Source organism: Hydrogenophaga sp. A37 (assembly GCF_002001205.1).
Lineage (GTDB): Bacteria > Pseudomonadota > Gammaproteobacteria > Burkholderiales > Burkholderiaceae_C > Hydrogenophaga.
The window spans coordinates 1-24181 of sequence record NZ_MUNZ01000124.1; the positions used below are offsets into that span (position 1 = coordinate 1).

Consider the following 24181-nt stretch of genomic DNA (forward strand, 5'->3'; position numbering starts at 1 on the left):
GCACAAGGCGGAAAAAGAAAAAGCCGCCGGGGAAACCGGGCGGCTTTGCGGGCTGCAGGGGATGAAGTTGGGGGTTGGAGCGAAGGGGCTTCCCTGGGTCATGAATTCATTATGCACGACTCACTGAGACCCTTCTCTCCAGCCTCTTCAGGCCGAAGGCTCTCGCGTCAAGCGGCCTTTTTGAGTGCCTTGACGGCTTTGAGGACTTCTTCCACATGACCGGGCACTTTCAGGCCGCGCCACTCTTGCTTGAGCACGCCGTCAGCACCGATCAAGAAGGTGCTGCGCTCGATGCCCTTCACCTTTTTGCCGTACATGATCTTGTTCTTGACCACGCCAAACATGTGACACATTTTTTCTTCTGTGTCGGCGATCAGCTCGAAGGGAAGTTCCAGTTTGGTCTTGAAGTCGTCGTGCGACTTCATGTTGTCTCTTGAGACCCCAAAGACATGGGCTCCAGCTTTGACGAAGTCTTTGTACTTGTCGCGGAACTGCATGGCTTCGGTGGTGCAGCCAGGGGTGTTGTCCTTCGGGTAGAAGTACAACACCACCGTTTGGCCGACATGCGACTGGTTGCTGACCTTGATGCCGCCGGTGGCCAGGGACTCAAATTCGGGAATGGGTTTATTGACAACGACTGCCATGCTGCGTGGACCCCTGACGTAGGTTGGTGGAGATGCGTTGGTTTTCTGTTGCCCATGACTCCCAGAGCAACGGCTGCTCTCGGGCAGCTGGAAGAAAACAATCGGGTATTTTACCCCGAACGGCTGTCCCGGTCTGGCGTTTCCCAAAAGCCTTTTTCTCGCATCGGATGGGTCGACCGGTTCAGGTCTTTTCTCCGGCCTCGATCAGCAGCGCCGCAATCACCCGGCGACCTTCGCCCGCCAGGATGTTGTAGGTCCTGCAAGCGGCAGCGGTGTCCATGGTCTCGACGCCGATGCGACTGTCCGTCAGGTGTTGGATCAGTGCTGGATGGACAAATCGCAACCGCCGTCCGCTGCCCAAAAGCACCAGTTCTGGAGGTGGCGCGCCATCCTCAAGCAGTTTGTCGAAGTCTGTGATCGACAGGCTCTCGAAACGGCTCACGCCCCAGGCGCGCAACGTGCCGGATGCGCTCAGGACAAGGCTGTCCGTGTGGCGCTGCCCGTTCACCGCGATCCATCCATCACCGTAGGCAGTGACCGAGAGCGCATCGGGTTTGTCGGCGTGCAGTTTCATGGGTGGGCGGTGTGCGATGCAAGGGTCAGGCGAGCAGCGGAAGCGCTGTCGAACTGTGGTCAAATTGCAGGTTTTCCCTTGGGTAGGCTTCGTAATATAGCGCCCTGAGTGATGCCCCCGATCCCATGTGTCCGTCTGACTCCCCCGGAGGGAAATTGAAAACCATCCACAAATCCGCCAAGCTGGCCAATGTGCTTTACGACGTGCGAGGTCCGATCGTCGAGGCGGCCAAGCAGATGGAAGACGAAGGTCAGAAGATCATCAAGCTGAACATTGGCAATCTGGCACCGTTCGGGTTTGACGCGCCGGAAGAGATCCAGCAGGACATGATCCGCAACCTGCCGGAGTCGTCGGGCTATTCCGACAGCAAGGGGATTTTTGCGGCACGCAAGGCGGTGATGCATTACAGCCAGCAGCAGGGCGTGGCGGGCGTCTCGCTGGACGACATCTACCTCGGGAATGGCGCGAGCGAGCTGATCGTGATGGCGGCCAATGCCCTGCTCGATGACGGGGACGAAATGCTGGTGCCCTCACCCGACTACCCGTTGTGGACCGCTGCAACCAGCCTGTCGGGTGGCAAGCCGGTGCACTACCGTTGCGATGAGGCCAACGGCTGGATGCCTGACCTGGATGACATCCGAGCCAAGATCACCTCAAACACCAAGGGCTTGGTGGTGATCAACCCCAACAATCCCACTGGCGCGCTCTACAGCGATGAACTGCTGTCCGGCCTGGTGCAGATTGCGCGCGATCACGGGTTGGTTTTGCTGGCTGACGAGGTGTACGACAAGGTGTTGTACGAGGGCGAAAAACACACTGCCATGGCCAGCTTGTCGACCGATGTGCTGACTTTGACTTTCAACTCCCTGTCGAAGGCTTACAGGGCCTGCGGCTACCGCGCCGGGTGGATGGTGATTTCGGGCGACAAGTCCTGTGCCAAGGACTACATCGAAGGCCTGAACATGCTGGCCAACCTCAAGCTGGGCTCCAACGTGCCCGGGCAGTGGGCGATTCAGACGGCGCTCGGTGGCTACCAAAGCATCAACGACCTGGTCAAGGAAGGCGGGCGCTTGCGCCGGCAACGCGACCTCGCCTACGAGCTGATCACGGCCATTCCCGGCGTGACCTGTGTCAAACCCAAGGCCGCCCTGTATATGTTCCCGCGCCTGGACCCGTTGATGTATCCGATCCCGGACGACCGGCAGTTTTTCATGGAAGTGCTGCGCGCCACCCGGGTGATGCTGGTGCAGGGCACAGGCTTCAACTACCCCGACCAACAGCACTTCCGCATCGTGTTTCTGCCACACGAGGACGATTTGCGCGAAGCCGTCGGACGTCTGGCGAAATTCCTGGAAGGCTGGCGCAAACGCCACGGCACCTGACACGGACATCAAAGCTGGCTGTCGATGTCATCAATGGCATGGCGGCGAGCCGATAGCATGAAACTCCCTGGGGGGATGTGATTTTCCCCTCTGTTTTTGAGCGAATGAGACAAAGCATGAAACCGATTCAAGTAGGCCTGCTGGGCATAGGCACTGTGGGCAGCGGCACGTTCAACGTGCTTCAGCGCAACCAGGAAGAAATCAAGCGCCGGGCCGGCCGCGGTATCGAAATCACCATGGTGGCCGACCTTGACGTGGCGCGAGCCCAGGACATCGTCGGTCCGAACGTGACGGTGGTGAACGACGCGCGCGCTGTGATCGCCAACCCTGAAATCGACATCGTGATCGAGCTCATTGGCGGTTACGGCATCGCCAAGGCCCTGGTGCTCGAAGCGATCGCGGCTGGCAAACACGTGGTCACCGCCAACAAGGCATTGCTCGCGGTGCACGGCACCGAAATCTTTGCCGCGGCCTCGGCCAAGGGCGTGATGGTGGCGTTTGAAGCGGCGGTGGCCGGTGGCATCCCCATCATCAAGGCGCTGCGCGAAGGCCTGACGGCCAACAGCATCCAGTGGATCGCCGGCATCATCAACGGCACCACCAATTTCATCCTGTCCGAGATGCGTGACAAGGGTCTGGATTTCGACGTCGTGCTGAAAGAAGCGCAACGCCTGGGCTATGCCGAGGCCGACCCGACCTTTGACATCGAAGGCGTGGACGCGGCCCACAAGGCCACGCTGATGAGCGCCATCGCCTTCGGCATTCCGGTGCAGTTCGACAAGGCCTACGTGGAAGGCATCACGAAGCTGGGTGCCGCCGACATCAAATACGCCGAGCAACTGGGCTACCGCATCAAGCTCTTGGGCATCACCAAACGAACCAACAAGGGCATCGAACTGCGCGTGCACCCCAGCCTGGTGCCGGCCAAACGCCTGATCGCCAACGTCGAAGGCGCGATGAACGCCGTGATGGTGCAGGGCGATGCTGTGGGCACCACGCTGTACTACGGCAAGGGCGCTGGCAGCGAGCCCACCGCCTCGGCCGTGATTGCTGATCTGGTGGACATCACCCGCCTGCACACCGCCGACCCGCTGCACCGCGTGCCGCACCTGGCCTTCCAGCCCGATGCGATGAGCGATCTGGCCGTCTTGCCCATGAGCGACGTGGTGACCAGCTACTACCTGCGCTTGCGCGTCGCCGATGAAGCTGGCGTGTTGGCCCAAGTGACGGGCTTGCTGGCCACCGCCGGTGTCAGCATCGACGCGGTGCTGCAGCGCGAGGCCGACGAAGTGGGCGGCGAGGGCGCCACGTCCACCGACCTGATCATCCTCACGCACGACACTCGCGAAGGCACCATGAATGGCGTGCTTGCGCAGATTCAGGCGCTGCCGACCGTGTTGGCGCCCATCACGCGGATCCGAAAAGAAGAGTTGAATTGAACCCCCGCGTCGCCTGCGGCGCCACCCCCAGGGGGCAATGCCTGTGGCCCGGCGGAGCCGGTTCCACGGCATTCTGGGAACGCACCCTCTGTGGCGATGCGTTTCAGTTGATGAATCTGGAACACTGACATGCTGTACCTCTCCACCCGCGGCCACGCTGACCGCAAACACTTCTGCGAAATCCTGCTCGAGGGCCTGGCGCCCGATGGCGGCTTGTTTCTGCCCGAGCGCTATCCGCAGGTCGAGGCGGACACGCTGACGCGCTGGCGTGGAGTGTTCAACGGCGGTGCGCCCGGTGGTTACGCCGCGCTCGCGTTTGAAATCCTGTCGCTCTACATCGACGACATTCCCGCTGCCGACCTGAAGGCGCTGTGCGAGAAGACCTACACCCAAGCGGTGTACGGCACGGCGGCCATCGTGCCGTTGAAGCAGCTGGAAGGCGGTTTCTACCTGGAGGCCCTGTCCAACGGCCCCACGCTGGCGTTCAAGGACATGGCCATGCAGTTGCTGGGCAACCTGTTCGAGTACGAGCTGGCACGTCGCGGCGAAGAGCTCAACATCCTGGGCGCGACGTCGGGTGACACCGGCAGCGCGGCCGAATACGCGATGCGCGGCAAAAAGGGCGTGCGCGTCTTCATGCTCAGCCCGCACGGCCGCATGAGCCCGTTCCAGCAGGCGCAGATGTTCAGCCTGATGGACGAGAACATCCACAACATCGCCGTTGAAGGCGTGTTCGACGACTGCCAGGACATCGTCAAGAACGTCAGCAACGATCTGGCGTTCAAGCGCAAGTACAAGATCGGCACCGTCAATTCGATCAACTGGGCGCGCTTGCTGGCGCAAGTCGTTTACTACTTCGCTGGTTATTTTCAAGCCACGACAGACAACGATCAGAAGGTCAGCTTCACCGTGCCCAGCGGCAATTTCGGCAACATCTGTGCCGGTCATGTGGCCCGCCAGATGGGCCTGCCGATCGAGCGCCTGGTGGCGGCCACCAACGAAAACGATGTGCTCGACGAATTCTTCCGCACCGGTATCTACCGGGTGCGCGGCAGTTCGGACACCTACGAGACCTCCAGTCCTTCGATGGACATTTCCAAGGCCAGCAACTTCGAGCGCTTTGTGTTCGACCTGCTGGGTCGCGACGGCGAGCGCACGAAGAATCTGTTCGACGACGAGCTGCGCCTGCACGGCCGCTTTGACCTCGGCGCTGATCCGCTGTTCGCGCACGCCGCGGCGATGTACGGTTTTGCCAGTGGCAAGAGCACGCATGGCAACCGCCTCGCCACGATCAAGGAAACCTTCGAACGCTTCGACGTGATGATCGACACCCACACTGCCGATGGGGTGAAGGTGGCGCGCGAGCTGCGCCATCCCGGGGAGATCATGGTCGTGCTGGAAACGGCGCTGCCCATCAAGTTCGCCGACTCCATCCGCGAAGCGTTGGGGCGCGATCCGCACCGGCCGGCCCAATTCGAGGGCATCGAAGCCCTGCCCAAGCGAGTGAGGGTGATGCAGGCCGACACGGTCGAGGTCAAGCGCTACATCATCGACCATTGCCCGGTGTGAACACCGGAGAGGCTCGCACATGAAGGTCGTTGGCTTCGCCGGTTTTTCGGGCTCGGGCAAGACCACGCTGGTGGAACAGCTGATCCCCGCGTTCAAACTGCGTGGCCTTCGCGTGTCGGTGGTCAAGCACGCTCACCACAAGTTCGATATTGACCACCCTGGCAAAGACACCTGGCGCCACCGGGAGGCCGGAGCCTTTGAGGTGGTGGTGGCGTCGGCGAGGCGGCTCGTGCTGATGCGCGAGTTCGAACGCGCCACCGAGTTGAGCGTGCACCACCTGCTGGCTGAGCTGTATGCCGGTGTGGACTGGGTGCTGGTAGAAGGCTTCAAGGACAGCGATCTGCAGAAGATCGAGGTCTGGCGCGCCGCCAGCGCCAAGCCCGCCCGCTACCCCGACGATCCGTTCATCGTGGCCATTGCCACCGACCGCCCCGAGCAGTTGCCTGAGGCGACCCAACGGCCGGTGCTGGATTTGAACAATGCCGACGCCCTGGCTGGCTGGCTGGTCGACAATGGGGAGCGTTTCGACTACAACCCCGACGCCTATCTCTGACAACGCTGTTGCGGAGCATCTCTTTCAACCGGACATGACCGCTGCACCCCATCCCCCACGTGTTCCCCTGATGTCGCTGGACAGCGCGCTGTCCGATGTGCTCGGTCGCGTGACGCCGCTGTCGCGAACCGAGTCGGTGGCCACCTTCGATGCCGACCACCGCGTGCTCGCCACCGACCTCGTGTCTGCGCTGCACGTGCCGCCGCAGGACAACTCGTCGATGGACGGCTACGCCGTGCGTGTGGCCGACGTGACCGAAAAGGGGGGGGTGCTGAATGTCAGTCAGCGCATCCCAGCGGGTCATGTGGCCCTGCCGCTGCAAGCCGGCACCTGTGCCCGCATCTTCACCGGTGCGAGCGTGCCTCCCGGCGCGGATGCCATCGTGATGCAGGAAGACACGCGCGAGGTGGGCGGCGACTTGCACGCGGTGCACATCGACGCCGTGCCCGCACCCGGCCAGTGGGTGCGTCGCGCGGGCGAGGATGTGGCGCGTGGCGCCGTGGTGCTGCTTCGCGGCACCCGGCTGTCGCCCGCCAGCCTGGGCCTGGCCGCGGGCATCGGCATGGCGCGCTTGAGCGTGATGGCCCGGCCGCGCGTTGCCCTGTTTTCCACTGGTGATGAACTCGTGATGCCCGGTGAGGTGGCGCCCGAGGCGATGAAACCCGGCGCCATCTACAACTCCAACCGCTTTTTTCTGCGATCCCTGTTGCTGCGCCTGGGGTGCGAGGTGAGCGACCTGGGCATCGTGCCGGACCAACGGGCGCTCACGCTCTTCGCCCTCAAGACCGCCGCCGATCACCACGACCTCATCCTCACCAGCGGCGGTGTCTCAGTGGGAGAGGAAGACCACATCAAGCCTGCGGTGCAGCAGTTGGGCAGCCTGGACCTGTGGCAGATCGCCATGAAGCCGGGCAAGCCGTTCGCCTATGGCACGGTGCGGCGTGATGGCGGCGCGGGCACCGACGCAGCCCAGCCTTGCCACTTCATCGGCCTGCCGGGCAACCCGGTGTCCAGCTTCGTCACCTTCCTGCTGCTGGTGCGGCCCTTCCTGTTGAAGTTGCAGGGCGCGCCGGTGCCAGCCTTGCAGCCGGTCATGTTGCCCGCCCACTTCGACTTGCCGCGCGCCGATAAGCGCCGTGAATTCCTGCGCGTGCGCCGCAACGCCGCCGGTGGCCTGGACCTGTTTCCCAACCAGAGCTCGGGCGTGCTGACCTCGGCGGTCTGGGGCGACGGTTTGGTGGACAACCCGGCCGGCAGCACCATTGCCCACGGTGACCCCGTGGCCTACCTCTCTTTCGCGGACCTGCTCGCATGAAAGTCAACCTGCGTTATTTCGCCTCCATCCGCGAGGCCATCGGGACCGGCAGTGAATCACTGGACACGGGGGCCACGACGCTGACCGCGCTGCGCGACGAGCTCATCGCCCGGGGTGGCGCCCACGCCGACGCCCTGGCGCGCGGGCGTGCGGTGCGCGTGTCGCTGAACCAGACCATGGCCGACGAATCGGCGGCGCTGGTCGACGGCGCCGAGGTGGCCTTTTTCCCCCCCGTGACCGGAGGCTGAACATGAACGCCCGCGTCAGCATCCAGACCGAAGACTTCGACCTGTCCGCAGAAGTCGCCAGGCTGCGCGCGGACGAGAAGGGGGTTGGCGCCATCTGCTCCTTCGTGGGCACCGTGCGAGACCGCAACGACGGACAGAGCGTCAGCACCATGGAGCTGGAGCACTACCCGGGCATGACGGAGAAGAGCATCGAAGCCATGATCGACGAAGCCTTCAAGCGCTTCGACATCTTCGGCGCGCGGGTGATCCACCGCGTGGGTCTGTTGCAGCCGCTGGATCAGATCGTGCTGGTTACCGTGACCTCGGCGCACCGGGGTGAGAGCTTCCAGGCCTGCGAATTCCTGATGGACTACCTCAAGACCCAGGCGCCATTCTGGAAGAAGGAACAGACGCCCGAAGGCGCGCGCTGGGTCGATGCGCGCGTCAGTGACGATGCGGCGCTCGCCAAGTGGGGCATTCAAAGTCAGAACGTCTGAGGCGTTGCCGATGACGGTCCAGACCTTGAACGCCGCCGACATCGCCTCCATCGAGCGCGCCACGCTGACGGCGGTGGCGCCCGAGCGCATCGAATCCATCGACGCTTGGCTGCTGCCCATGGACCACGGCACGGTGGGCCGCGCGCACAGCGCCGTGCCGCTGCACCATGGTTTGCACGCCACAGCCTTGATAGACGAGATCGCGCAACGCTACCGAGGCGCTGGTCTGCGACCGGTGTTTCGCCTGCCGGACGTCCCGTCGTTCGAACCCTGGTGGCCGGCGCTGGCGGCGCGGGGGTTTCAGCGCAGGCAGCCGACGCTGACCCAAATCGGCACGGTGGACGGTCTGCTGAACCTGGCCCGCGACGCCGAGGGCGTGTCGCTGGACCCGCGCCCCGACGAAGCCTGGATGGCGATGTTTCTGGGGGAAGGGCTGGACCCGGTGGACGGCGCGAGCCGCTCCAAGGCGCTGTCACGTGCCGAGGGCACGATGTTCGCCAGCCTGCGCGAAGGCGGGCAGACCCTGGCTTGCGGCGCGGCCAGCTTCACTGAGGGCTGGCTGAGCATGCACGGCCTGCGCACGGCGGCTGGCCAGCGCGGGCGGGGGCTGGCGGGCCGGTTGATCCGCGGCATGGCGCAGGAGGCGCAGCAGCGGGGAATTGCCCGCGTCTTCCTTCAGGTCGACGGGGCCAACGCGCCGGCGCTCGCTCTGTACCGGCGGGCTGGCATGGTCACCGCTTGGTCCTACGCCTACTGGCGCGCTGCTGCGTAAAAAGGGCACTTGCGCCGTTGTAGGCGCTGGAGAGGGCATCGCGCACGCTGTTGACGCAGGTCAAACGCCACGTCAAAGCGCCTTGAAAACCGCGCATTCAGCGCCAGATGCACTCCAATCAACTTTTTGCGGAGTGCCTTTTCATGCGACTCGACAAACTCACCACCAAGTTCCAGGAAGCCCTGAGTGAGGCCCAGACGCTGGCGCTGGGCGCTGACCATGCCTACATCGACCCGGCCCATGTGCTGCTGGCCATGCTGCGCCAGACCGACGGGCCGCAGTCGCTGCTGCAGCGCGCGGGTGTGAACGTGCAGGGCCTGGCCAAGGCGGTTGAGGCGGCGGTCAAGCGCCTGCCCGAGGTGCAGGGTCAGGATCAGGTGCAGGTCGGCTCCGACCTCACCAAGATGCTGCAAGCGACTGAAAGAGAAGCCATCAAACGAGGCGATGAGTTCATCGCCAGTGAGCTGTTCCTGCTGGCGGTGGCCGACCAGAAAGGCGAGCTCGGTCGCATCGCCAACGAAAACGGCCTGACCCGAAAGAGCCTGGAAACCGCGATCACCGCCGTGCGCGGTGGCCAGAAGATGGACAACCCCGAGGCCGAAGGCCAGCGTGAGGCGCTGAAAAAATACACGATGGACCTGACCGAGCGCGCCCGCCTGGGCAAGCTGGACCCGGTGATCGGCCGCGACGACGAGATCCGCCGCGCCATCCAGGTGCTGCAGCGCCGTACCAAGAACAACCCGGTGCTGATCGGCGAACCCGGCGTGGGCAAGACGGCCATCGTCGAAGGCCTGGCCCAGCGCATCGTGGCCGGCGAGGTGCCCGATTCGCTCAAGGGCAAGCGCGTGCTGAGCCTGGACATGGCCGCGCTGCTGGCCGGTGCCAAGTTCCGTGGCGAATTTGAAGAGCGCCTGAAGACCGTGCTCAACGAGCTGGCCAAGGACGAGGGCCAGACCATCGTGTTCATCGACGAACTGCACACCATGGTGGGCGCCGGCAAGGCCGAAGGCGCCATGGACGCGGGCAACATGTTGAAGCCGGCGTTGGCGCGCGGCGAGCTGCACTGCGTGGGCGCGACCACGCTGGACGAATACCGCAAGTACATCGAGAAGGACGCCGCGCTGGAGCGCCGCTTCCAGAAGATTCTGGTCGGCGAGCCGACCGTGGAGGCGACGATCGCCATCCTGCGCGGCCTGAAAGAGCGCTACCAGGTGCACCACGGCGTGGACATCACCGACCCGGCCATCGTGGCCGCGGCCGAGCTGAGCCACCGCTACATCACCGATCGCTTCCTGCCCGACAAAGCGATCGACCTGATCGACGAGGCCGCAGCCAAGATCAAGATCGAACTCGACTCCAAGCCCGAGGTGATGGACAAGCTGGACCGCAGGTTGATCCAGCTGCAGATCGAGCGCGAAGCGGTCAAGAAAGAAAAGGACGAGGCCTCGCAGAAGCGGATGACCCTGATCGAAGAAGAGATCACCCGGCTGCAGAAAGAGATCGCCGATCTCGACGAAATCTGGAAGGCCGAAAAAGCCACCGCCCAGGGCAGCGCCCAGGTGCGCGAGGAAATCGACAAGCTTCGCCAGCAGATCGAGACCCTGACCCGCAAGGGTGACCTGGCCAAGGTGGCCGAGTTGCAATACGGCAAGCTGCCCGATCTGGAAAAGCGCCTGACGGAAGCGCAAGACAAGGAAGCGGGCAAAGCCAAGGGTGGTGCCGGTGTCGGCCCGCAGCTGCTGCGCACCCAGGTTGGCGCGGAAGAAATTGCCGAAGTGGTGGCGCGCGCCACCGGCATTCCGGTCGCCAAGCTGATGCAGGGCGAGCGCGACAAGCTGCTGGTGATGGAAGACAAGCTGCACGCCCGCGTGGTGGGGCAGGACGAAGCGATCTCGGCTGTGGCCAACGCCATCCGCCGCTCGCGCTCCGGCCTGAGTGATCCGAACCGCCCGACCGGCTCTTTCCTGTTCCTCGGCCCGACCGGCGTGGGCAAGACCGAGCTGTGCAAGGCGCTGGCGGGTTTCCTGTTTGACAGTGAAGACCACCTGATCCGCATCGACATGAGCGAGTTCATGGAGAAACATTCCGTGGCCCGCCTGATCGGCGCGCCGCCCGGCTACGTGGGCTACGAGGAGGGCGGCTATTTGACCGAAGCCGTGCGCCGCAAGCCGTATTCCGTGCTGCTGCTCGACGAAGTGGAAAAGGCGCACCCGGACGTGTTCAACGTGCTGCTGCAGGTGCTGGACGACGGTCGCCTGACCGACGGCCAGGGCCGCACCGTGGACTTCAAGAACACCGTGATCGTGATGACAAGCAACATCGGCTCGCACCTGATCCAGGCCATGGTGGGCCAGCCCTACGACGACATCAAGGAAGCCGTGTGGGGCGAGCTCAAGGACCACTTCCGGCCCGAGTTTTTGAACCGCATCGACGAAACCGTGGTGTTCCATGCGCTCGACGCGCAACACATCGCGTCCATCGCGGCGATCCAGCTGAAAGCGCTGCAGGCACGCCTGCAGAAGATGGACCTGCGTCTGGAGGTGGCGCCCGCGGCCCTCGAAGAACTGGCCAAGGTCGGCTTCGACCCGGTGTTCGGCGCGCGGCCTTTGAAACGAGCCATCCAGCAGCGCATCGAGAACCCGCTGTCCAGGCTGTTGCTGGAAGGCAAGTACCCGCCGAAATCTGTGATTCCGGTGGACGTGGACCCGGTTCGAAATCCCGGCGTGTTCGAGTTCAAACCCGCGTCGATCGCCGATTGATGCAACAGGTCCGGGCACCTCGGCGCCCGGACCCGAGACCTCGTTGCCGCCGCATGGGGGTCCGCCAGAATGTGCGGTATTTCACGAATCGAGCCGGTGCAAGTGAAACCCTTTTCGTGGGCTCGTCAGGTTCGATCACACGGGTCGCTGGTGGGAAGTAAGCTAGCGGTTTGTCTGAATTTCACCCCGAACAGACGCTCCGATGACCCAGCAACATGTGACCCTGCTCGATCAATGCACCCTGGAGGCGGAGCGCTGCGCTCCCGATTTCCTGAAGCGTTGCATCGACGCCACCACAGACTCTTTGCAGAGCTCGGAAAACGCGAGCAGCGGTGGTCAGCAGCGGCAGCTTCTGACCCAGGCGGCCTGGAGCCTGACGCAGAGCCGCGCGGTGCTGATTCGAACCTATCCACGACGCCTGCGAGAAGCCTTCCAGGCCCGTGAGGCCGAGGCGGGCATGACGCAGTTGGCTGAGCTGTCCGATTCGTCCATGATGCAGCTGGTGGACGACCTGACCGTCACCGAGTCTCTGGAGGCGGTGCGTCTCCTCCAGAACCTGTTGCCGCTGGTGGAGCATTCCCTGCCGGTGCTGGACGCGCGCATGAGCTCGCTCATCGGACTGGATTCGGTGCGGGTGGAAAAGAACCCGCTCAGGCCTTCGGTGTTCGTTCGTGCGCTGCGGGAGCTCATGGCAGAGATCGAATCCGACGCGGCGGTGCGCTCGCTGTGGCTGCGCCACATCGCCCAACCGCTCGGCCGAGAACTGGGGCAGCTCTATGAGCAGATCGCCTTGATGTTGCAGCGGGCCAACGTGCAGGAAGCCAGCTACCGCATCCGGCTGGTGGACGATCCCCAGGCGGCCGTCCGTCCGGCGTCATCCTCCGGGTTCACGCCCGTCGAAATGGAGCACATCGGCGAGGGTTGGAGCGCCGCCGCCACGGGCGGCGGTTCAATGCCCGGCCAGAACGCTGGGGTGGGCATGAAGGCCCTCGGCCGTTCACGATCATCCATTGGGGGTACGGTTTTTCAGGCCTTTCTGGGCGATCCCAAAGCGTCCTTCGGGGGGCGACTCAATCAGGACTTTTACGAACAGGTCGACAAGGAGCTGCGCCAGGTCAGTGACTTTGCCCGGCTCCCTGTGCTGGACGACGTGGTCATCCAGCGCGAGCAGTCGCGGTACCGAGACGTGCCCGCAGTGGACCGCCCGGCCCGCGCGGTGTCCATCGAGTCCCCGCTGCGTGCCGATCGGTGGGGCGAGTACGGCCAGGCCCATGTGCGCACGCGCGTGTTTCTGGAACTCAAGCAGCGCGCCAAGAATGTGTCGCAGGCCCTCGGGCTCGACCTCGTGCGCAAGCTGGTCAACCAGGTGGCGCGCGACCCGCTGTTGCTTGCCCCGGTGCGCGAAGCGGTGGTGGCGCTGGAGCCGGCGTTGCTGCGCCTGGCGCTGGCGCAGCCTCGCTATTTTGGACAACCAGACCATCCAGCCCGGTGCCTAGTGGAGCAGGTGGCGCATCGCAGCTTTCGCTTCAACGACGAGTTCTCGGCGAACTTTGCCGCGTTTGCGGAGCCGGTGCGCGAGGCCTTCAACCAGCTCAACGCGTTGCAAACCGACGACGAGCGGCCTTTCGCCGATGCGCTGGCCCGTCTGCGCGAGCGCTGGCTAGAAGACGACGCCGCTGCGCAAACGGCACGCCATGCCCAGGTGCAGGCGCTGCAGTTTGCCCAGGGTCGCCAGGAGTTGGCCGATCAGGTGGCGTGGGAGATCAGCCTGCGCCCCGATGTGTTCAACGTGCCCGAGGTGGTGCTGGACTTTCTGTACGTCACCTGGTCCCTGGTGATCGCGTCGGCCGAGCTGCGCGAGCCCGACGCCGGACCCGACCCGAAAGGCTATCGCGCCGTGGTGGGCACCTTGTTGTGGAGCGTCCGACCTGAAATTTTGAGGCAACCCAAAGAGGTGTTCGAGGCCCTGCCGGGGCTGGTGCGCACACTGCACTCGGGGCTGGACATGCTGGGCAAGCCGTCGGAAGAAACGCATGGCTTCTTCGACGCCCTGATCCGGCTGCACAAGCCGCTGCTCAATCTGCGGCGTGCACGCGCTCGAAACGACACCGTTCAATCCGGGCTGACGCCGCTGGAGACCTCGGTTGCGGATGCCGCGCCGCTGAAGCGGGTCGCGGGGAGCAGCATGCGCCCAGTGCCAGCACAGCAACCCTGGCTCACCGCACAGGAGTTGGCCGGTGCTGGCTTTGAAGACACCCTCCCAGACATCCAAGACGACCCAGTGTCGGATGAGCCGGACACCTTTGCATCCGATGCCATGGCCGAGCAGGCCGCTGAAGAAGCGGCTCGCCACGGAAGGGAGGCGACCGTGGCAGGGCTGATCGCCCAGCTGCGCGCGGGCAGCCTGGTGGATCTGTATTCCCACGGCGAGTGGATCCGCGCCGAGCTGATCTGGGTCAGCCGTCGGGCCACCTTGTTCATGTTCACAAGCCACGGCGGGCGGGCGCACTCCATGACCTTGCGCAGCTGCGAAAAGCTCGTGGCCAAGCGCTGGATGCGCCTGGTCGACACGCGTGCGGTGGTGGAAGTGGCCATGAACGACCTTCTGAAGGATCACCCGAGCGAGAACCACCAGGTCCGGCAGCCTGAGACGGCCTTGGGCTGATCGGAAGAGCGGTACTTTCGCCGGCCATGGCGTTTCAATATGATGGAACGATGACCCAGGCACCCCCCGATATCCCCTTGCGTACCCTCTTCGACGCGCAGTTCCACGCCAGCCGCGCTCAGATCGAGGTGCCGATTGCGCTTCGGCGTGATCGCCTTCGCCGCATGCGGGCATTGATCGACGCGCATGGCCCTGAGCTGGCCGATGCCGTGCAGGCCGACTTCGGTGTCCGCTCCACGCGACTCACCGAGGTGGCTGACTTCTTCGTTCTGCGAGCACTGATCGGCGATCTGGAAAAACACCTCGCGTCGTGGATGAAGACGCGGCGCGTGCGCACCCCGATTTATTTGCAGCCGGCCAGCGGCCACATCCAGCGCCAGCCGCTGGGGGTGGTCGGCGTCATTGGCCCGTGGAACTATCCGCTGCAACTCACGCTGGGCCCAGCCGCCACTGCGCTGGCCGCGGGCAACCGCGTGATGATCAAGCCCAGCGAGCTCACGCCCCACACCTCGGCCTTGCTGGCCACCGTGTCGCACCAGGCTTTTTCGGCCGATGAGCTGTGTGTGGTTCAGGGCGGGGCGGACGTGGCGCACGAATTCGCCAGCCTGCCGTTTGACCACCTGTTTTTCACCGGCTCCACCGGCGTGGGCCGCAAGGTGGCTGCAGCCGCTGCAGCCAACCTCACGCCCACCACGTTGGAGCTGGGCGGCAAATCGCCCTGCATCGTCGACGTTTCATGCGACATCGGCAGCGCCGCCATCAAGATCGCGCACGGCAAGCTGCTCAACGCGGGGCAGACCTGCATCGCGCCCGATTACGTGCTGCTGCCCCGGGGCCGCGAGGCGGAGTTCGAACAGGCCTTCGCCGCCGCCGTGGCGCGCCTGTTCCCGACCCTTGCCGGCAACCCCGACTACGCGAGCATCGTCAGCGACCGCCACCACGCGCGCCTGCAATCGCTGCTGTCAGAGGCGCAGGCCCAGGGCGCCCGGGTGGTCGAGATCCAGGCCGGTGGTACCCCGCCGGTCGCCGGCAACCGCCAGATGAACCCCGCCCTGGTGTTCAACGCCCAGCCTGGCTTGCGCCTGATGGGCGAAGAAATTTTTGGCCCCATCCTGCCGGTGCTGCCCTACGACCGCCTGGACGACGCCATCGCCGCCATCAACACCGGGCCGCGCCCGCTGGCGCTGTACTGGTTCGGAACCGACACCGCCGCGCGCGACCGGGTGCTGCAGCGCACGGTGAGCGGTGGTGTGACGGTGAACGACACGCTGTTGCACATTGCCCACGAGAACCTCCCGTTTGGCGGCGTGGGCGAAAGCGGCTGGGGCGCCTACCACGGTGAAACCGGTTTCCTGCGTTTCACGCAGCAAAAGCCGGTGCTGGTGCAGTCGCGCTTCGCGATGGGCAGCCTGTTTTATCCGCCGTATGGTCCGCGCTTTGACCAGGTGATGGGGCTGCTCAAGCGCTGGCTCTGAGCGTTCAGCTGCTAAGCGTGGTGTCCACGTCGCTGTACATCACGAGTGGAATCGGTTGCAGGTAGCCCTCCTGCTGCAGTCCGTGGGCCAGCTCGGACACATCGTTGCCCAGCAGCATCGACAGTTCTCTCTCGCTGCGTCGGCCGTTGGCCATCAGTAAAAGGCTGTGGGCTTGGCGCCCGATCTGGCCTGGCCTGGCGAGCGCGTCCCAGGCCTTGGGTGTTTTGGCGAACCGTTCGATGCTGACCATGTGTGTTCTCCCTGTGCGTGTGACGTCAGAACAGCAAGATACGGGCCGCTCGTGACGAGGATGTGACGGTTCTTCTGCGCCCGATGGGCGGGCACGTTGCACCACGAGCAGGCGCTATGCTCACGCCCGCGTCCACCCTGGCACCGTCATGAAGCCCATGCATCCCGACATCACCATCTTCCACAACCCGTCCTGCGGCACCTCGCGCAACGTGCTGGTCCTGATTCGCGAGGCCGGATTTGAGCCGAGGGTGGTCAACTACCTGACAACCCCGTACACCCGGGAACAGCTCGCTGGCCTGCTGAATGCCATGGCCCTGCGACCACGCGACGTGCTCCGCACCAAGGGCGATCTCTACACCGAGCTGGACCTGGCGCGTGCCGACTGGACCGATGAGCAGTTGCTCGATTTCATGGTGAACCACCCGGTGCTGGTCGAGCGGCCCATCGTTGTCACGCCGTTGGGCGCGCGCCTGTGCCGGCCCAAGGAGCGGGTCTGGGAGGTGTTGCCCACCGTGCGACCTGCCTGATCAGGCGGACGCCGGCCGACCCGGTCCGAAGCGCGTGGGCGGCTGCCCCAGTGCGGCCCTGAACATGGCGGTGAAGGCGCTGTCGCTGGCGTAGCCGCTGGCAGCGGCCACCTGGCTCACGGGCGTGCCGCGCGCCAACATGGGCAACGCATGGGCCAGCACCACCTGCTGGCGCCAACGCTGGAAGCCGGTGCCCAGCTCTTCGCGAAACAGCCGCGCCAGCGTGCGTTCGCTGGCGGCGCTGTGCGTTGCCCAGGCGGCCAGTGTGGCGTGCTGTGCGGGTGCGTTCATCACGGCCTCGCAGAGGGCGCGCAGTCGGCGGTCGCCGTGTTGTGGGTCGGGCATCGGCACACCCAGTGGCTGGGTGGGCGCGTTCGCGATCTCGGCCAGAACCAGCGTGGCCAGGGCCTGCTGCTGGGGCACTTGCTGCGCGTGGGGCTGATCCATGCCGCGCACCAGCTCGCGCAGCAGCGGTGACACCACCAGGACGCGCGAAGAGCGCCAGTCCGCTGGCACCACCGACGCGTCGATGTAGAGGGTGTGCAATTGCGAGGCTTCGAGCATGGTGACGGCGTGCCGCGCCCCCGGTGGAATCCAGACCGCGCGCGATGGCGGCACGATGGTCGTGGTTTCGAAGGCGGGCGCGTTGCTGGTCGGGTCTCCCGGCCTGGACACCGTCACTTGCAACAGGCCGCTGGCGCAGTAGGCGAGCTGGCCCCATGGGTGGTGGTGCGGCTCGAACTGGGTGTCAGGCCCCATGGCGCGTGCGCGGCAACGCACCGGCCGCGCCGGTGTGGGTTCAAAGGGGTCGGTGTCGCCAACCGGGACGGCTTGGCGCGGGCGGCGGGGTTTCATGGATGAGGCAGGGCGGTTTGGCTGAAATTCGACAGGAATTGTCTTTGTATCGTAAAACAGCCCGTTCCGCCCACCCTACCATTGACCGCATGAACACCGCCACCCTGGGCGCCACAGCGCCGGTCAATCCCATTCCCCTCAAGCAGGACGCCGCCGTCATCGGCCTGGTGGGCCTGGCACACGGCACTTCGCACTTCTCGCACCTGTTGCTGGCACCGTTGTTCCCGATCTTCATGCGCGACTTCGGGCTGAACTATTCCGATGTCGGTCTGCTGATGACCATCTTCTTCGTGATCTCGGGTTCGGGCCAGGCCATGGCTGGCTTCGTGGTGGACCGAATCGGTGCACGACCGGTGCTGTTTGCCGCCATCAGCTGTTTCCTGCTGGCGGCGCTGGCCGCGTCCATGGTGACGGGCTACATGGGCCTGGTGCTGGTGGCTGTGTTGGCAGGGCTGGGCAATGCGCCGTTTCACCCGGCGGACTTCACCATCCTGAACCAGCGCGTGTCGGCACCGCGCCTGGGTCACGCCTTCAGCGCCCACGGCCTCACCGGTAACCTGGGCTGGGCGCTGGCGCCCGCGTTTCTGGTGGGCATCACCGCGCTGACCGACTGGCGCACGGCGTACCACGCCGCCGCGCTGCTGTATGTGGGCGTGCTGGCCCTGCTGTTCTGGCAGCGCGACAAGCTGCTCACCCAGGTGCATGTGCGCCACGCCGACGCGCCCAAGGGCTCGGACCTGGCCTTCATGAAACTGCCCGTGGTGTGGTGGTGTTTCTCGTTCTTTTTGCTCTCCACCATGACGCTGGCGGTGGTGCAGAGCTTTGCGCCGTCCATCTTGAAGGCGGTGCATGGCGTGAGCGTTGAGGCGGCCACATTCACCATCAGTGCCTACATGTTGTGTGGCGCTTTCGGCATGCTGGTCGGCGGCTTCGTGGCGGCCTACACGAAACAAAGCGACCGCGTGGTGGCACTGGCCATGTCGGCGGGCGCCGCTTTGCTGCTGGTGTGTGCCACCGGCTGGCTGGGCGCCACCGGCACCATGGTGGCGCTCGCCGCCACGGGCTTCGCCGTGGGCGTGGGGGGGCCGAGCCGCGACATGATGATCAAGAAGGCCACGCCCAAGGGGGCCACCGGCCGCGTCTACGGCACCGTGTACTCGGGCCTCGATGTGGGCTTTGCCGTATCGCCCTTGATCTTCGGTGGCTTCATGGACCGAGGCTGGTATGCGCTCACGCTGACCGGTGCGGCGGTGGCGCTGTTCATTTCGGTGTACGCGGCCCTCGGTGTCGGCCGCAGAACGGCTTGACACCTGTCGCGCGGCACAATGCCGGCATGACTGAAAAACTCGCTGGCCACCTGCTCGTCGAATGCCTGATCGCCCAGGGCGTGACCCACGCTTTTGGGGTGCCGGGTGAAAGCTACCTCGCCGCGCTCGACGGCTTCCATGCCCACGCCGACCGCATCCGTTTCGTGGTCAACCGGCAAGAGGGCGGCGCCGCCTTCATGGCCGAAGCGCAGGGCAAGCTCACCGGCCGCCCCGGCGTGTGCTTCGTGACCCGCGGACCGGGCGCGACCAACGCTTCCATCGGGCTGCACACCGCCTTTCAGGACTCCACGCCCATGGTGTTGTTCATCGGCGACGTGGCCAGCGACGCGCGCGACCGCGAAGCTTTTCAGGAGGTGGACTACCTGAGCTTTTTCGGCCCAACCACCAAGGGCATGGCCAAGCGCGTGGAGCGCATCGACGATGCGCGCCGCATCCCTGAATATGTGGCGCGCGCCTTCGCCACCGCCATGAACGGCCGGCCCGGCCCGGTGGTGCTTGTGTTGCCTGAAGACATGCTCACGCAGACCGTGGACGCACAGCCTCTGCCGCGCGTGGAGCCGGTGCAGGCCTGGAGCGACCCCGGCGCGCTGCGCAGCCTGCGCGAACTGCTGCTGCAGGCCCAGCGCCCGCTGGTGATCGCTGGCGGTGGCGGCTGGACCCCGCAGTCGGCTGCGGCCTTGCAGCGCTTTGCTGAAAACTGGCAACTGCCGGTGGCCAACGCCTTCCGTTTTCAGGACTGTTTTGACAACCACCACCCGCAATACGCGGGTGACGTCGGTCTCGGCATCAACCCGGCGCTGGCCGTGCGCGTGCGCGAGAGCGACCTGCTGATCGCCATCGGCCCGCGCCTGGGCGAATCCACCACCGGTGGCTACACGCTGATCGAAGCGCCGGTACCGAAACAGAAGCTGGTGCACATCCACGCCAGCGCCGAAGAGTTGAATCGCGTCTACCAGGCCACGTTGGCGATCAACGCGACCATGAACGCGGCCGCGCGCAGCCTCGAAGTCCTCACAGCCCCCCCGGGCGTGGCCTGGGGCCAGTGGACGCAGGCCTGCCACGCCGACTACGAGGCCAATGTGGACGTGGCCAACGGCGGCATCGTGCTGCCCGGCACGATCGACATGCCGGCCATCATCCACGCGTTGCAGCGCCACCTGCCGACCGATGCCGTGCTCTCCAACGGCGCCGGCAACTTCGCCAGCTGGTTGCACCGCTTTTACCGTTACACCGGTCTGGTCAAGGGCCACAAGACCCAGCTCGCGCCCACCAACGGCGCCATGGGCTACGGTGTGCCAGCCGGCATCGGCGCGGCCATCCTCACCGGGCGGACCGCCTTCACCATCGCAGGCGATGGTGATTTCCTCATGAACGGCCAGGAACTGGCCACCGCCGTGCAGCATGGTGCGAAAACCATCGTGCTGCTGCTCAACAACGGCACCTACGGCACCATCCGGATGCACCAGGAGCGCGAGTACCCGGCGCATGTGAGCGGATCGGACCTGCGCAACCCCGACTTCTGCGCGCTGGCCCGGGCCTACGGCTATGCGGCTGAGCGCATCACCCACACCGCCGAATTTGAACCCGCCTTGCTGCGCGCGCTGGCGGCACACACAGGCACGGTGATCGAGGTGACCCTCAATCCAGAAGTCATCACGACGCGGGGAACGCTCACGGCGATCCGGAACAAATCCCGCTGACCGGCGTTGATTTGTGGTGTTTTGGCAACCCGGTATGTGAATACATCACAAACCGCCGGGCAATGGCACACGGGCTGAACCAGTCCATTCTCCCTAAGCTTTCCTCACTCCCAACACCGAGGAAAGCACCATGCAAGCCACCATCCAACGCAGCGCCAGTGACTTCTTTTTCCACGCAGAACCAGCGTCCAGCAATGAGGGTTTCGGACAGGCCCTGTTGCTGCGTGTGCTGGACGAGCTGGACTACGGTCTGCTGGTGATCGATGCCCAGGGGCACATCCGCCACGCGAACCACCTCGCCAGGCACGAGATGGCCAAGGGGCGGCTGATCGTGACCCACGGCCATGCCTTGTTGGGGCGCAGCACCGATCTGACCGCCAAGATCCAGGTGGCCTTGGAGCACGCCTTGCGGGGTCAGCGGCGGCTGGTGCTGCTCAAGCAAGGCGAACAAGAGCTTTCCATGGCGTTTGTTCCCTTGAGCCACCCGCTGGAGTTCGAAGCGCCGTCGGTGCTGGTGTTGCTCTCCCGCCAGAACGCTTGTGACAATCTCGCGCTGCGCATGTACGCACGTGCCCAGAACCTGAGCCCCAGCGAAGAGTCGGTGCTGATTGCCCTGTGCCGAGGCTTGGCCATTCCCGACATCGCGCGCGAACACGGTGTGGCTGAGTCCACCGTGCGCAGCCAGATCAAGGCCCTGCGCGAAAAGACCGGTTGCAGCAGCATTCGCAGCATGATGCAGCGTGTGCACAGCCTGCCGCCCGTGGTGCCCGCATTGCGGGTGATCTCCCCGATGCTTCACAATGCCATGGAGTTTTCACAACCATGAGCCTGGATGCCCGCCTCCCCGTTTCTTCCCGCCAATGATGCGCCATCACCTCACATCAAGGCACTGGCCGAATTGGGTTTTCAGCGTCACTACCGCAGTGGCGCGCTGCTGATTCAGGAAGGTGAAACGGGCGACACGATCTACATCGTGCTCCAGGGCCGCCTGCGCGCCTTTCTCGGCGACGGCAACGGCAAGGAGCTGTCCCTGGGTTTTTACGGACCCCTCGAATACGTCGGCGAGATGTCGCTCGACGGCGGTCCACGCTCCGCCAACGTCGAGGCGGTGGCTGCCACCACCTGTTCGGTCGTGTCGCGGCCGGTGCTGCTGAGCTACATCGCAGCCCACCCTGAATTCGCGCTGGAACTGATGGCCCGCCTGATTCACAGGGCGCGCCTGGCCACGCAGAGCGCGGGCAATGTCGCCCTCATCGATGTCTACGGACGCTTGGTGCGATTGCTCAATCAGTGGGCCACCGAGCCCAACTCGCTCGGTGAACGCCGGCTCAGCGAGCGGCCCACCCACCAGGAGATGGCGCAACACCTCGCCTGTTCCCGCGAAATGGTCAGCCGTCTGCTGAAAGACCTTGAAACCGGCGGCTACATCGCCGTGCGCGCCCGCTGGATCTGGCTGCTCAAGACCCTGCCGACCCGTTGGTGAAGGGCGTGTTGATCAGGGTTCGGGCCGCCTGAGGCGCGGTGGTCGCACAGGCAAAAAAAGAGCCGGCATCTGCCGGCTCTTTTGGGGAGAAGTGACAGCGCCCCAAGCGCTGAGCACATCACACGATCACTTCAGGTGTTCGTTGATCATCTTGGTCATTTCGAACATCGAAGCCTGGGCCTTCTTGAAGATCTCCTTCAGCTTGGCGTCGGCATTGATCATCCGCTTGTTGGCAGCGTCCTGCAGCTTGTTCTTCTTGATGTATTCCCAGACCTTCTTGGTCACTTCGGTGCGGGGGATGGCGGTGCTGCCCACGATGGCGGCCAGCGCGGCGCTGGGCGTCATGGCCTTCATGAAGGCCGCGTTGGGGGTGCGCTTCTTGGCCGGAGCGGCGGCCTTCTTCGCAGGAGCAGCGGCTTTTTTGGCCGGTGCTGCGGCCTTCTTAGCGGGAGCAGCGGCCTTCTTGGCTGGTGCTGCGACCTTCTTGGCCGGAGCGGCCTTCTTCACGGGGGCGGCGGCTTTCTTGGCCGGAGCGGCTTTCTTTGCGGGAGCTTTTTTTGCAGTTGCCATGATGGTGTTTCCTTCTAGAAGTGGAATATTCACCAGCGGAAAACGCGCTTTCTCACTGGTGTCACGGATGCTAATGGAGATGCAACGCCATTCCAAGGTGGGTGATGGGTTTTTTTGCTGGTTTTCATAGGGGAAAGTGAGGTTTTTGACCCCGAAAACAACAATCAGCTGCGCGCGCTCTGCAAGCCATTTGTCAGAGCGAGCGGCCATGCTCCAATTTGCCTGTTGAAACAACCCTTCGCCGACGCGCTTTTCATCATGAATTCGATGCCCGACTTTTCAACCTGTGACCTGTGCGACGCGCACAAGAGCGACACCACCGGCGCGTTCCGCGTGTTGCCACCGATGTTCCGCGACTTCGGTGGTTTGCAGCGGTTTGCAGGACCTGTTGTCACGGTGCAGTGCCTGGACGACAACAGCCTGGTCAAAGCAGCCGTGGAGAGCGTTGGCGAAGGACGCGTGCTGGTGGTGGACGGTGGTGCTTCACTGCGGCGTGCGTTGCTGGGCGGCACCCTCGGGGCCGCTGCCGCAAACAATGGCTGGGCGGGCGTGCTGATCGATGGCTGTGTTCGCGACGCGGCCGAACTGGCGGTGTGTCAGACCGGCATCCGTGCGCTGGGGCTCATGCCACTGCCGACCGAGCGGCGCCAACAGGGTCTGCGCGATCTGGTGGTGCGCATACAGGGCGTCTGGGTGCGCCCGGGCGATTGGCTTTACGCCGATGAAGACGGCACCGTCATTGCAGACCGGCCACTGCACGCAGCCTGATCAGGCAGACAGGCCTTTGTAGAGCATGTAGGCCGCCAGCACATACAGGATGCCCGCGAACACGCGCTTGAGCGATTTGACCGGCAGTGCATGGGCCGCCTTCACGCCCAACGGTGCCATGAACACGCTAACGATGGCGATCACCAGCAGGGCCGGCAGGAACACATAACCCAGCGATCCGCTGGGCAGGTTGGCCACACCGTGGCCTGAGATCACATAGCCGATGGCGTTGGCCAATGCGATGGGAAAGCCCAGCGCCGCGCTGGTGGCCACGGCGTTGTGGATGGCGACGTTGCACCAGGTCATGAAGGGCACGCTCACGAACCCACCGCCGGCTCCAACCAGTCCTGACAAAAAACCGATCGCGGTGCCCGCGCCGAGCTGGCCAGCCAGGCCAGGCAAGGTGCGCGAGGCTTTGGGTTTTTTATCGAGCAGCATTTGCGTGGCGGAGAAGCTCACGAATGCCGCGAACAGCAGCGCCAGTGATCCGCCTTTCAGCACCGCAAACACCCCGAGGCTGGCAATGCACGCGCCCAGCACGATGCCCGGCGCCAGGCGCTTGACGATGTCCCATCGCACGGCGCCGCGTTGGTGGTGGGCGCGCACGCTGGAGATGGAAGTGAAGATGATGGTGGCCATCGAGGTGGCGATCGCCATCTTGACCGCCAGGCCCGGCTCCACGCCCCGGTGGCTGAGGATGGCGCTGATGAAGGGCACCATGATCATGCCGCCGCCGATGCCCAGCAGGCCGGCGAGGAAACCCGTGCACAGACCGAGCGCGACCAGTTCAACGATCAGAAGTGGGTCGAGGCTCATGGGCAGCTGGG

At 64.6% G+C, this 24181-nt stretch carries 23 protein-coding genes; 17 read left to right on the forward strand and 6 right to left on the reverse strand.

Annotation, left to right across the window (positions count from 1 at the left end; genetic code table 11):
* Nucleotides 1–167: 167 nt before the first annotated feature.
* Nucleotides 168–644 (reverse strand): peroxiredoxin, encoded by a 477-nt coding sequence (locus B0E41_RS16570; RefSeq protein WP_077332309.1) that lies wholly within the window; start codon nt 642–644, stop codon nt 168–170.
* Nucleotides 645–825: 181 nt separating this feature from the next.
* On the reverse strand, nt 826–1218 hold the full coding sequence (locus B0E41_RS16575) for an Mth938-like domain-containing protein (protein WP_077332311.1): 393 nt from the start codon (nt 1216–1218) through the stop codon (nt 826–828).
* Between the two features lie 155 nt (nt 1219–1373).
* Between B0E41_RS16575 and B0E41_RS16580 the strand changes: the two genes are divergently transcribed.
* The 11 genes from B0E41_RS16580 (at nt 1374) to B0E41_RS16630 (ending at nt 15871) form a co-directional block, all read left to right on the forward strand.
* Nucleotides 1374–2600 (forward strand): pyridoxal phosphate-dependent aminotransferase, encoded by a 1227-nt coding sequence (locus tag B0E41_RS16580; RefSeq protein WP_077332313.1) that lies wholly within the window; start codon nt 1374–1376, stop codon nt 2598–2600.
* 116 nt (nt 2601–2716) lie between these two features.
* Entirely contained in the window at nt 2717–4039 is a 1323-nt protein-coding gene (locus B0E41_RS16585; RefSeq protein ID WP_077332315.1) for a homoserine dehydrogenase, read from the forward strand.
* Nucleotides 4040–4168: 129 nt separating this feature from the next.
* On the forward strand, nt 4169–5608 hold the full coding sequence (gene thrC, locus B0E41_RS16590; protein WP_077332317.1) for a threonine synthase: 1440 nt from the start codon (nt 4169–4171) through the stop codon (nt 5606–5608).
* A gap of 19 nt (nt 5609–5627) precedes the next feature.
* Complete coding sequence (mobB, locus tag B0E41_RS16595) at nt 5628–6161, forward strand: molybdopterin-guanine dinucleotide biosynthesis protein B (RefSeq protein WP_077332319.1); 534 nt, start codon at nt 5628–5630, stop codon at nt 6159–6161.
* A gap of 34 nt (nt 6162–6195) precedes the next feature.
* A complete protein-coding gene (gene glp / locus B0E41_RS16600) occupies nt 6196–7476 on the forward strand; it encodes a gephyrin-like molybdotransferase Glp (protein WP_077332321.1) in 1281 nt (426 codons plus the stop codon).
* A complete protein-coding gene (gene moaD / locus B0E41_RS16605) occupies nt 7473–7724 on the forward strand; it encodes a molybdopterin converting factor subunit 1 (protein ID WP_077332323.1) in 252 nt (83 codons plus the stop codon). The genes glp and moaD overlap by 4 nt, the downstream gene beginning before the upstream one ends.
* A gap of 2 nt (nt 7725–7726) precedes the next feature.
* On the forward strand, nt 7727–8200 hold the full coding sequence (locus B0E41_RS16610) for a molybdenum cofactor biosynthesis protein MoaE (RefSeq protein WP_077332325.1): 474 nt from the start codon (nt 7727–7729) through the stop codon (nt 8198–8200).
* Nucleotides 8201–8210: 10 nt separating this feature from the next.
* Nucleotides 8211–8972, forward strand: coding sequence for a GNAT family N-acetyltransferase (locus B0E41_RS16615; RefSeq protein WP_077332327.1), 762 nt, complete (start codon nt 8211–8213; stop codon nt 8970–8972).
* 143 nt (nt 8973–9115) lie between these two features.
* Nucleotides 9116–11731, forward strand: coding sequence for an ATP-dependent chaperone ClpB (gene clpB / locus B0E41_RS16620; RefSeq protein ID WP_077332403.1), 2616 nt, complete (start codon nt 9116–9118; stop codon nt 11729–11731).
* Nucleotides 11732–11933: 202 nt separating this feature from the next.
* Nucleotides 11934–14396: a DUF1631 family protein gene (locus B0E41_RS16625; RefSeq protein ID WP_077332329.1), complete on the forward strand. Its 2463-nt coding sequence runs from the start codon at nt 11934–11936 to the stop codon at nt 14394–14396.
* 50 nt (nt 14397–14446) lie between these two features.
* Nucleotides 14447–15871 carry a coniferyl aldehyde dehydrogenase gene (locus tag B0E41_RS16630; protein ID WP_077332331.1) on the forward strand — a complete coding sequence of 475 codons (1425 nt, stop codon included), beginning with the start codon at nt 14447–14449 and terminating at the stop codon, nt 15869–15871.
* 4 nt (nt 15872–15875) lie between these two features.
* On the opposite strand, the gene B0E41_RS16635 is transcribed toward B0E41_RS16630, so the two are convergent.
* On the reverse strand, nt 15876–16121 hold the full coding sequence (locus B0E41_RS16635; RefSeq protein ID WP_077332333.1) for a hypothetical protein: 246 nt from the start codon (nt 16119–16121) through the stop codon (nt 15876–15878).
* Between the two features lie 148 nt (nt 16122–16269).
* On the opposite strand from B0E41_RS16635, the gene arsC reads away from it, so the two are divergent.
* Complete coding sequence (gene arsC / locus B0E41_RS16640; RefSeq protein ID WP_077332335.1) at nt 16270–16650, forward strand: arsenate reductase (glutaredoxin); 381 nt, start codon at nt 16270–16272, stop codon at nt 16648–16650.
* Here the strand turns inward: arsC and B0E41_RS16645 are convergent, their stop codons facing one another.
* Nucleotides 16651–17505 (reverse strand): helix-turn-helix transcriptional regulator, encoded by an 855-nt coding sequence (locus B0E41_RS16645; RefSeq protein WP_077332337.1) that lies wholly within the window; start codon nt 17503–17505, stop codon nt 16651–16653.
* A gap of 89 nt (nt 17506–17594) precedes the next feature.
* Between B0E41_RS16645 and B0E41_RS16650 the strand changes: the two genes are divergently transcribed.
* From B0E41_RS16650 to B0E41_RS16665, 4 genes are all read left to right on the forward strand, one after another.
* Nucleotides 17595–18812, forward strand: a complete 1218-nt coding sequence (locus tag B0E41_RS16650) for an MFS transporter (RefSeq protein WP_077332339.1) — start codon at nt 17595–17597, stop codon at nt 18810–18812.
* Between the two features lie 26 nt (nt 18813–18838).
* Nucleotides 18839–20533, forward strand: coding sequence for a thiamine pyrophosphate-binding protein (locus B0E41_RS16655; protein WP_077332341.1), 1695 nt, complete (start codon nt 18839–18841; stop codon nt 20531–20533).
* A 130-nt stretch (nt 20534–20663) separates the two neighbouring features.
* Entirely contained in the window at nt 20664–21359 is a 696-nt protein-coding gene (locus B0E41_RS16660; protein WP_077332343.1) for a LuxR C-terminal-related transcriptional regulator, read from the forward strand.
* 6 nt (nt 21360–21365) lie between these two features.
* Entirely contained in the window at nt 21366–22016 is a 651-nt protein-coding gene (locus B0E41_RS16665) for a cyclic nucleotide-binding domain-containing protein (RefSeq protein ID WP_077332345.1), read from the forward strand.
* 126 nt (nt 22017–22142) lie between these two features.
* Here B0E41_RS16665 and B0E41_RS16670 read toward each other — a convergent pair whose 3' ends face one another.
* Complete coding sequence (locus tag B0E41_RS16670) at nt 22143–22586, reverse strand: SWIB/MDM2 domain-containing protein (RefSeq protein WP_077332405.1); 444 nt, start codon at nt 22584–22586, stop codon at nt 22143–22145.
* A 258-nt stretch (nt 22587–22844) separates the two neighbouring features.
* Between B0E41_RS16670 and rraA the strand changes: the two genes are divergently transcribed.
* Nucleotides 22845–23354 carry a ribonuclease E activity regulator RraA gene (gene rraA, locus B0E41_RS16675; RefSeq protein WP_077332407.1) on the forward strand — a complete coding sequence of 170 codons (510 nt, stop codon included), beginning with the start codon at nt 22845–22847 and terminating at the stop codon, nt 23352–23354.
* Here the strand turns inward: rraA and B0E41_RS16680 are convergent, their stop codons facing one another.
* A complete protein-coding gene (locus tag B0E41_RS16680) occupies nt 23355–24170 on the reverse strand; it encodes a sulfite exporter TauE/SafE family protein (protein WP_077332347.1) in 816 nt (271 codons plus the stop codon).
* Between the last annotated feature and the right edge of the window lie 11 nt (nt 24171–24181).

Excerpts from the sequence above, each read along its gene's own strand:
- B0E41_RS16680 (WP_077332347.1), bottom strand. The coding sequence starts at position 24,170 with ATGAGCCTCGACCCACTTCTGATCGTTGAACTGGTCGCGCTCGGTCTG.
- B0E41_RS16635 (WP_077332333.1), bottom strand. The coding sequence starts at position 16,121 with ATGGTCAGCATCGAACGGTTCGCCAAAACACCCAAGGCCTGGGACGCG.
- clpB (WP_077332403.1), top strand. The coding sequence starts at position 9,116 with ATGCGACTCGACAAACTCACCACCAAGTTCCAGGAAGCCCTGAGTGAG.
- B0E41_RS16665 (WP_077332345.1), top strand. The coding sequence starts at position 21,366 with ATGCCCGCCTCCCCGTTTCTTCCCGCCAATGATGCGCCATCACCTCAC.
- B0E41_RS16625 (WP_077332329.1), top strand. The coding sequence starts at position 11,934 with ATGACCCAGCAACATGTGACCCTGCTCGATCAATGCACCCTGGAGGCG.
- rraA (WP_077332407.1), top strand. The coding sequence starts at position 22,845 with ATGAATTCGATGCCCGACTTTTCAACCTGTGACCTGTGCGACGCGCAC.
- B0E41_RS16570 (WP_077332309.1), bottom strand. The coding sequence starts at position 644 with ATGGCAGTCGTTGTCAATAAACCCATTCCCGAATTTGAGTCCCTGGCC.
- arsC (WP_077332335.1), top strand. The coding sequence starts at position 16,270 with ATGAAGCCCATGCATCCCGACATCACCATCTTCCACAACCCGTCCTGC.
- glp (WP_077332321.1), top strand. The coding sequence starts at position 6,196 with ATGACCGCTGCACCCCATCCCCCACGTGTTCCCCTGATGTCGCTGGAC.
- B0E41_RS16655 (WP_077332341.1), top strand. The coding sequence starts at position 18,839 with ATGACTGAAAAACTCGCTGGCCACCTGCTCGTCGAATGCCTGATCGCC.
- B0E41_RS16660 (WP_077332343.1), top strand. The coding sequence starts at position 20,664 with ATGCAAGCCACCATCCAACGCAGCGCCAGTGACTTCTTTTTCCACGCA.
- B0E41_RS16630 (WP_077332331.1), top strand. The coding sequence starts at position 14,447 with ATGACCCAGGCACCCCCCGATATCCCCTTGCGTACCCTCTTCGACGCG.
- B0E41_RS16670 (WP_077332405.1), bottom strand. The coding sequence starts at position 22,586 with ATGGCAACTGCAAAAAAAGCTCCCGCAAAGAAAGCCGCTCCGGCCAAG.
- thrC (WP_077332317.1), top strand. The coding sequence starts at position 4,169 with ATGCTGTACCTCTCCACCCGCGGCCACGCTGACCGCAAACACTTCTGC.
- B0E41_RS16585 (WP_077332315.1), top strand. The coding sequence starts at position 2,717 with ATGAAACCGATTCAAGTAGGCCTGCTGGGCATAGGCACTGTGGGCAGC.
- B0E41_RS16575 (WP_077332311.1), bottom strand. The coding sequence starts at position 1,218 with ATGAAACTGCACGCCGACAAACCCGATGCGCTCTCGGTCACTGCCTAC.
- B0E41_RS16615 (WP_077332327.1), top strand. The coding sequence starts at position 8,211 with ATGACGGTCCAGACCTTGAACGCCGCCGACATCGCCTCCATCGAGCGC.
- B0E41_RS16650 (WP_077332339.1), top strand. The coding sequence starts at position 17,595 with ATGAACACCGCCACCCTGGGCGCCACAGCGCCGGTCAATCCCATTCCC.
- B0E41_RS16610 (WP_077332325.1), top strand. The coding sequence starts at position 7,727 with ATGAACGCCCGCGTCAGCATCCAGACCGAAGACTTCGACCTGTCCGCA.
- moaD (WP_077332323.1), top strand. The coding sequence starts at position 7,473 with ATGAAAGTCAACCTGCGTTATTTCGCCTCCATCCGCGAGGCCATCGGG.
- B0E41_RS16645 (WP_077332337.1), bottom strand. The coding sequence starts at position 17,505 with ATGAAACCCCGCCGCCCGCGCCAAGCCGTCCCGGTTGGCGACACCGAC.
- mobB (WP_077332319.1), top strand. The coding sequence starts at position 5,628 with ATGAAGGTCGTTGGCTTCGCCGGTTTTTCGGGCTCGGGCAAGACCACG.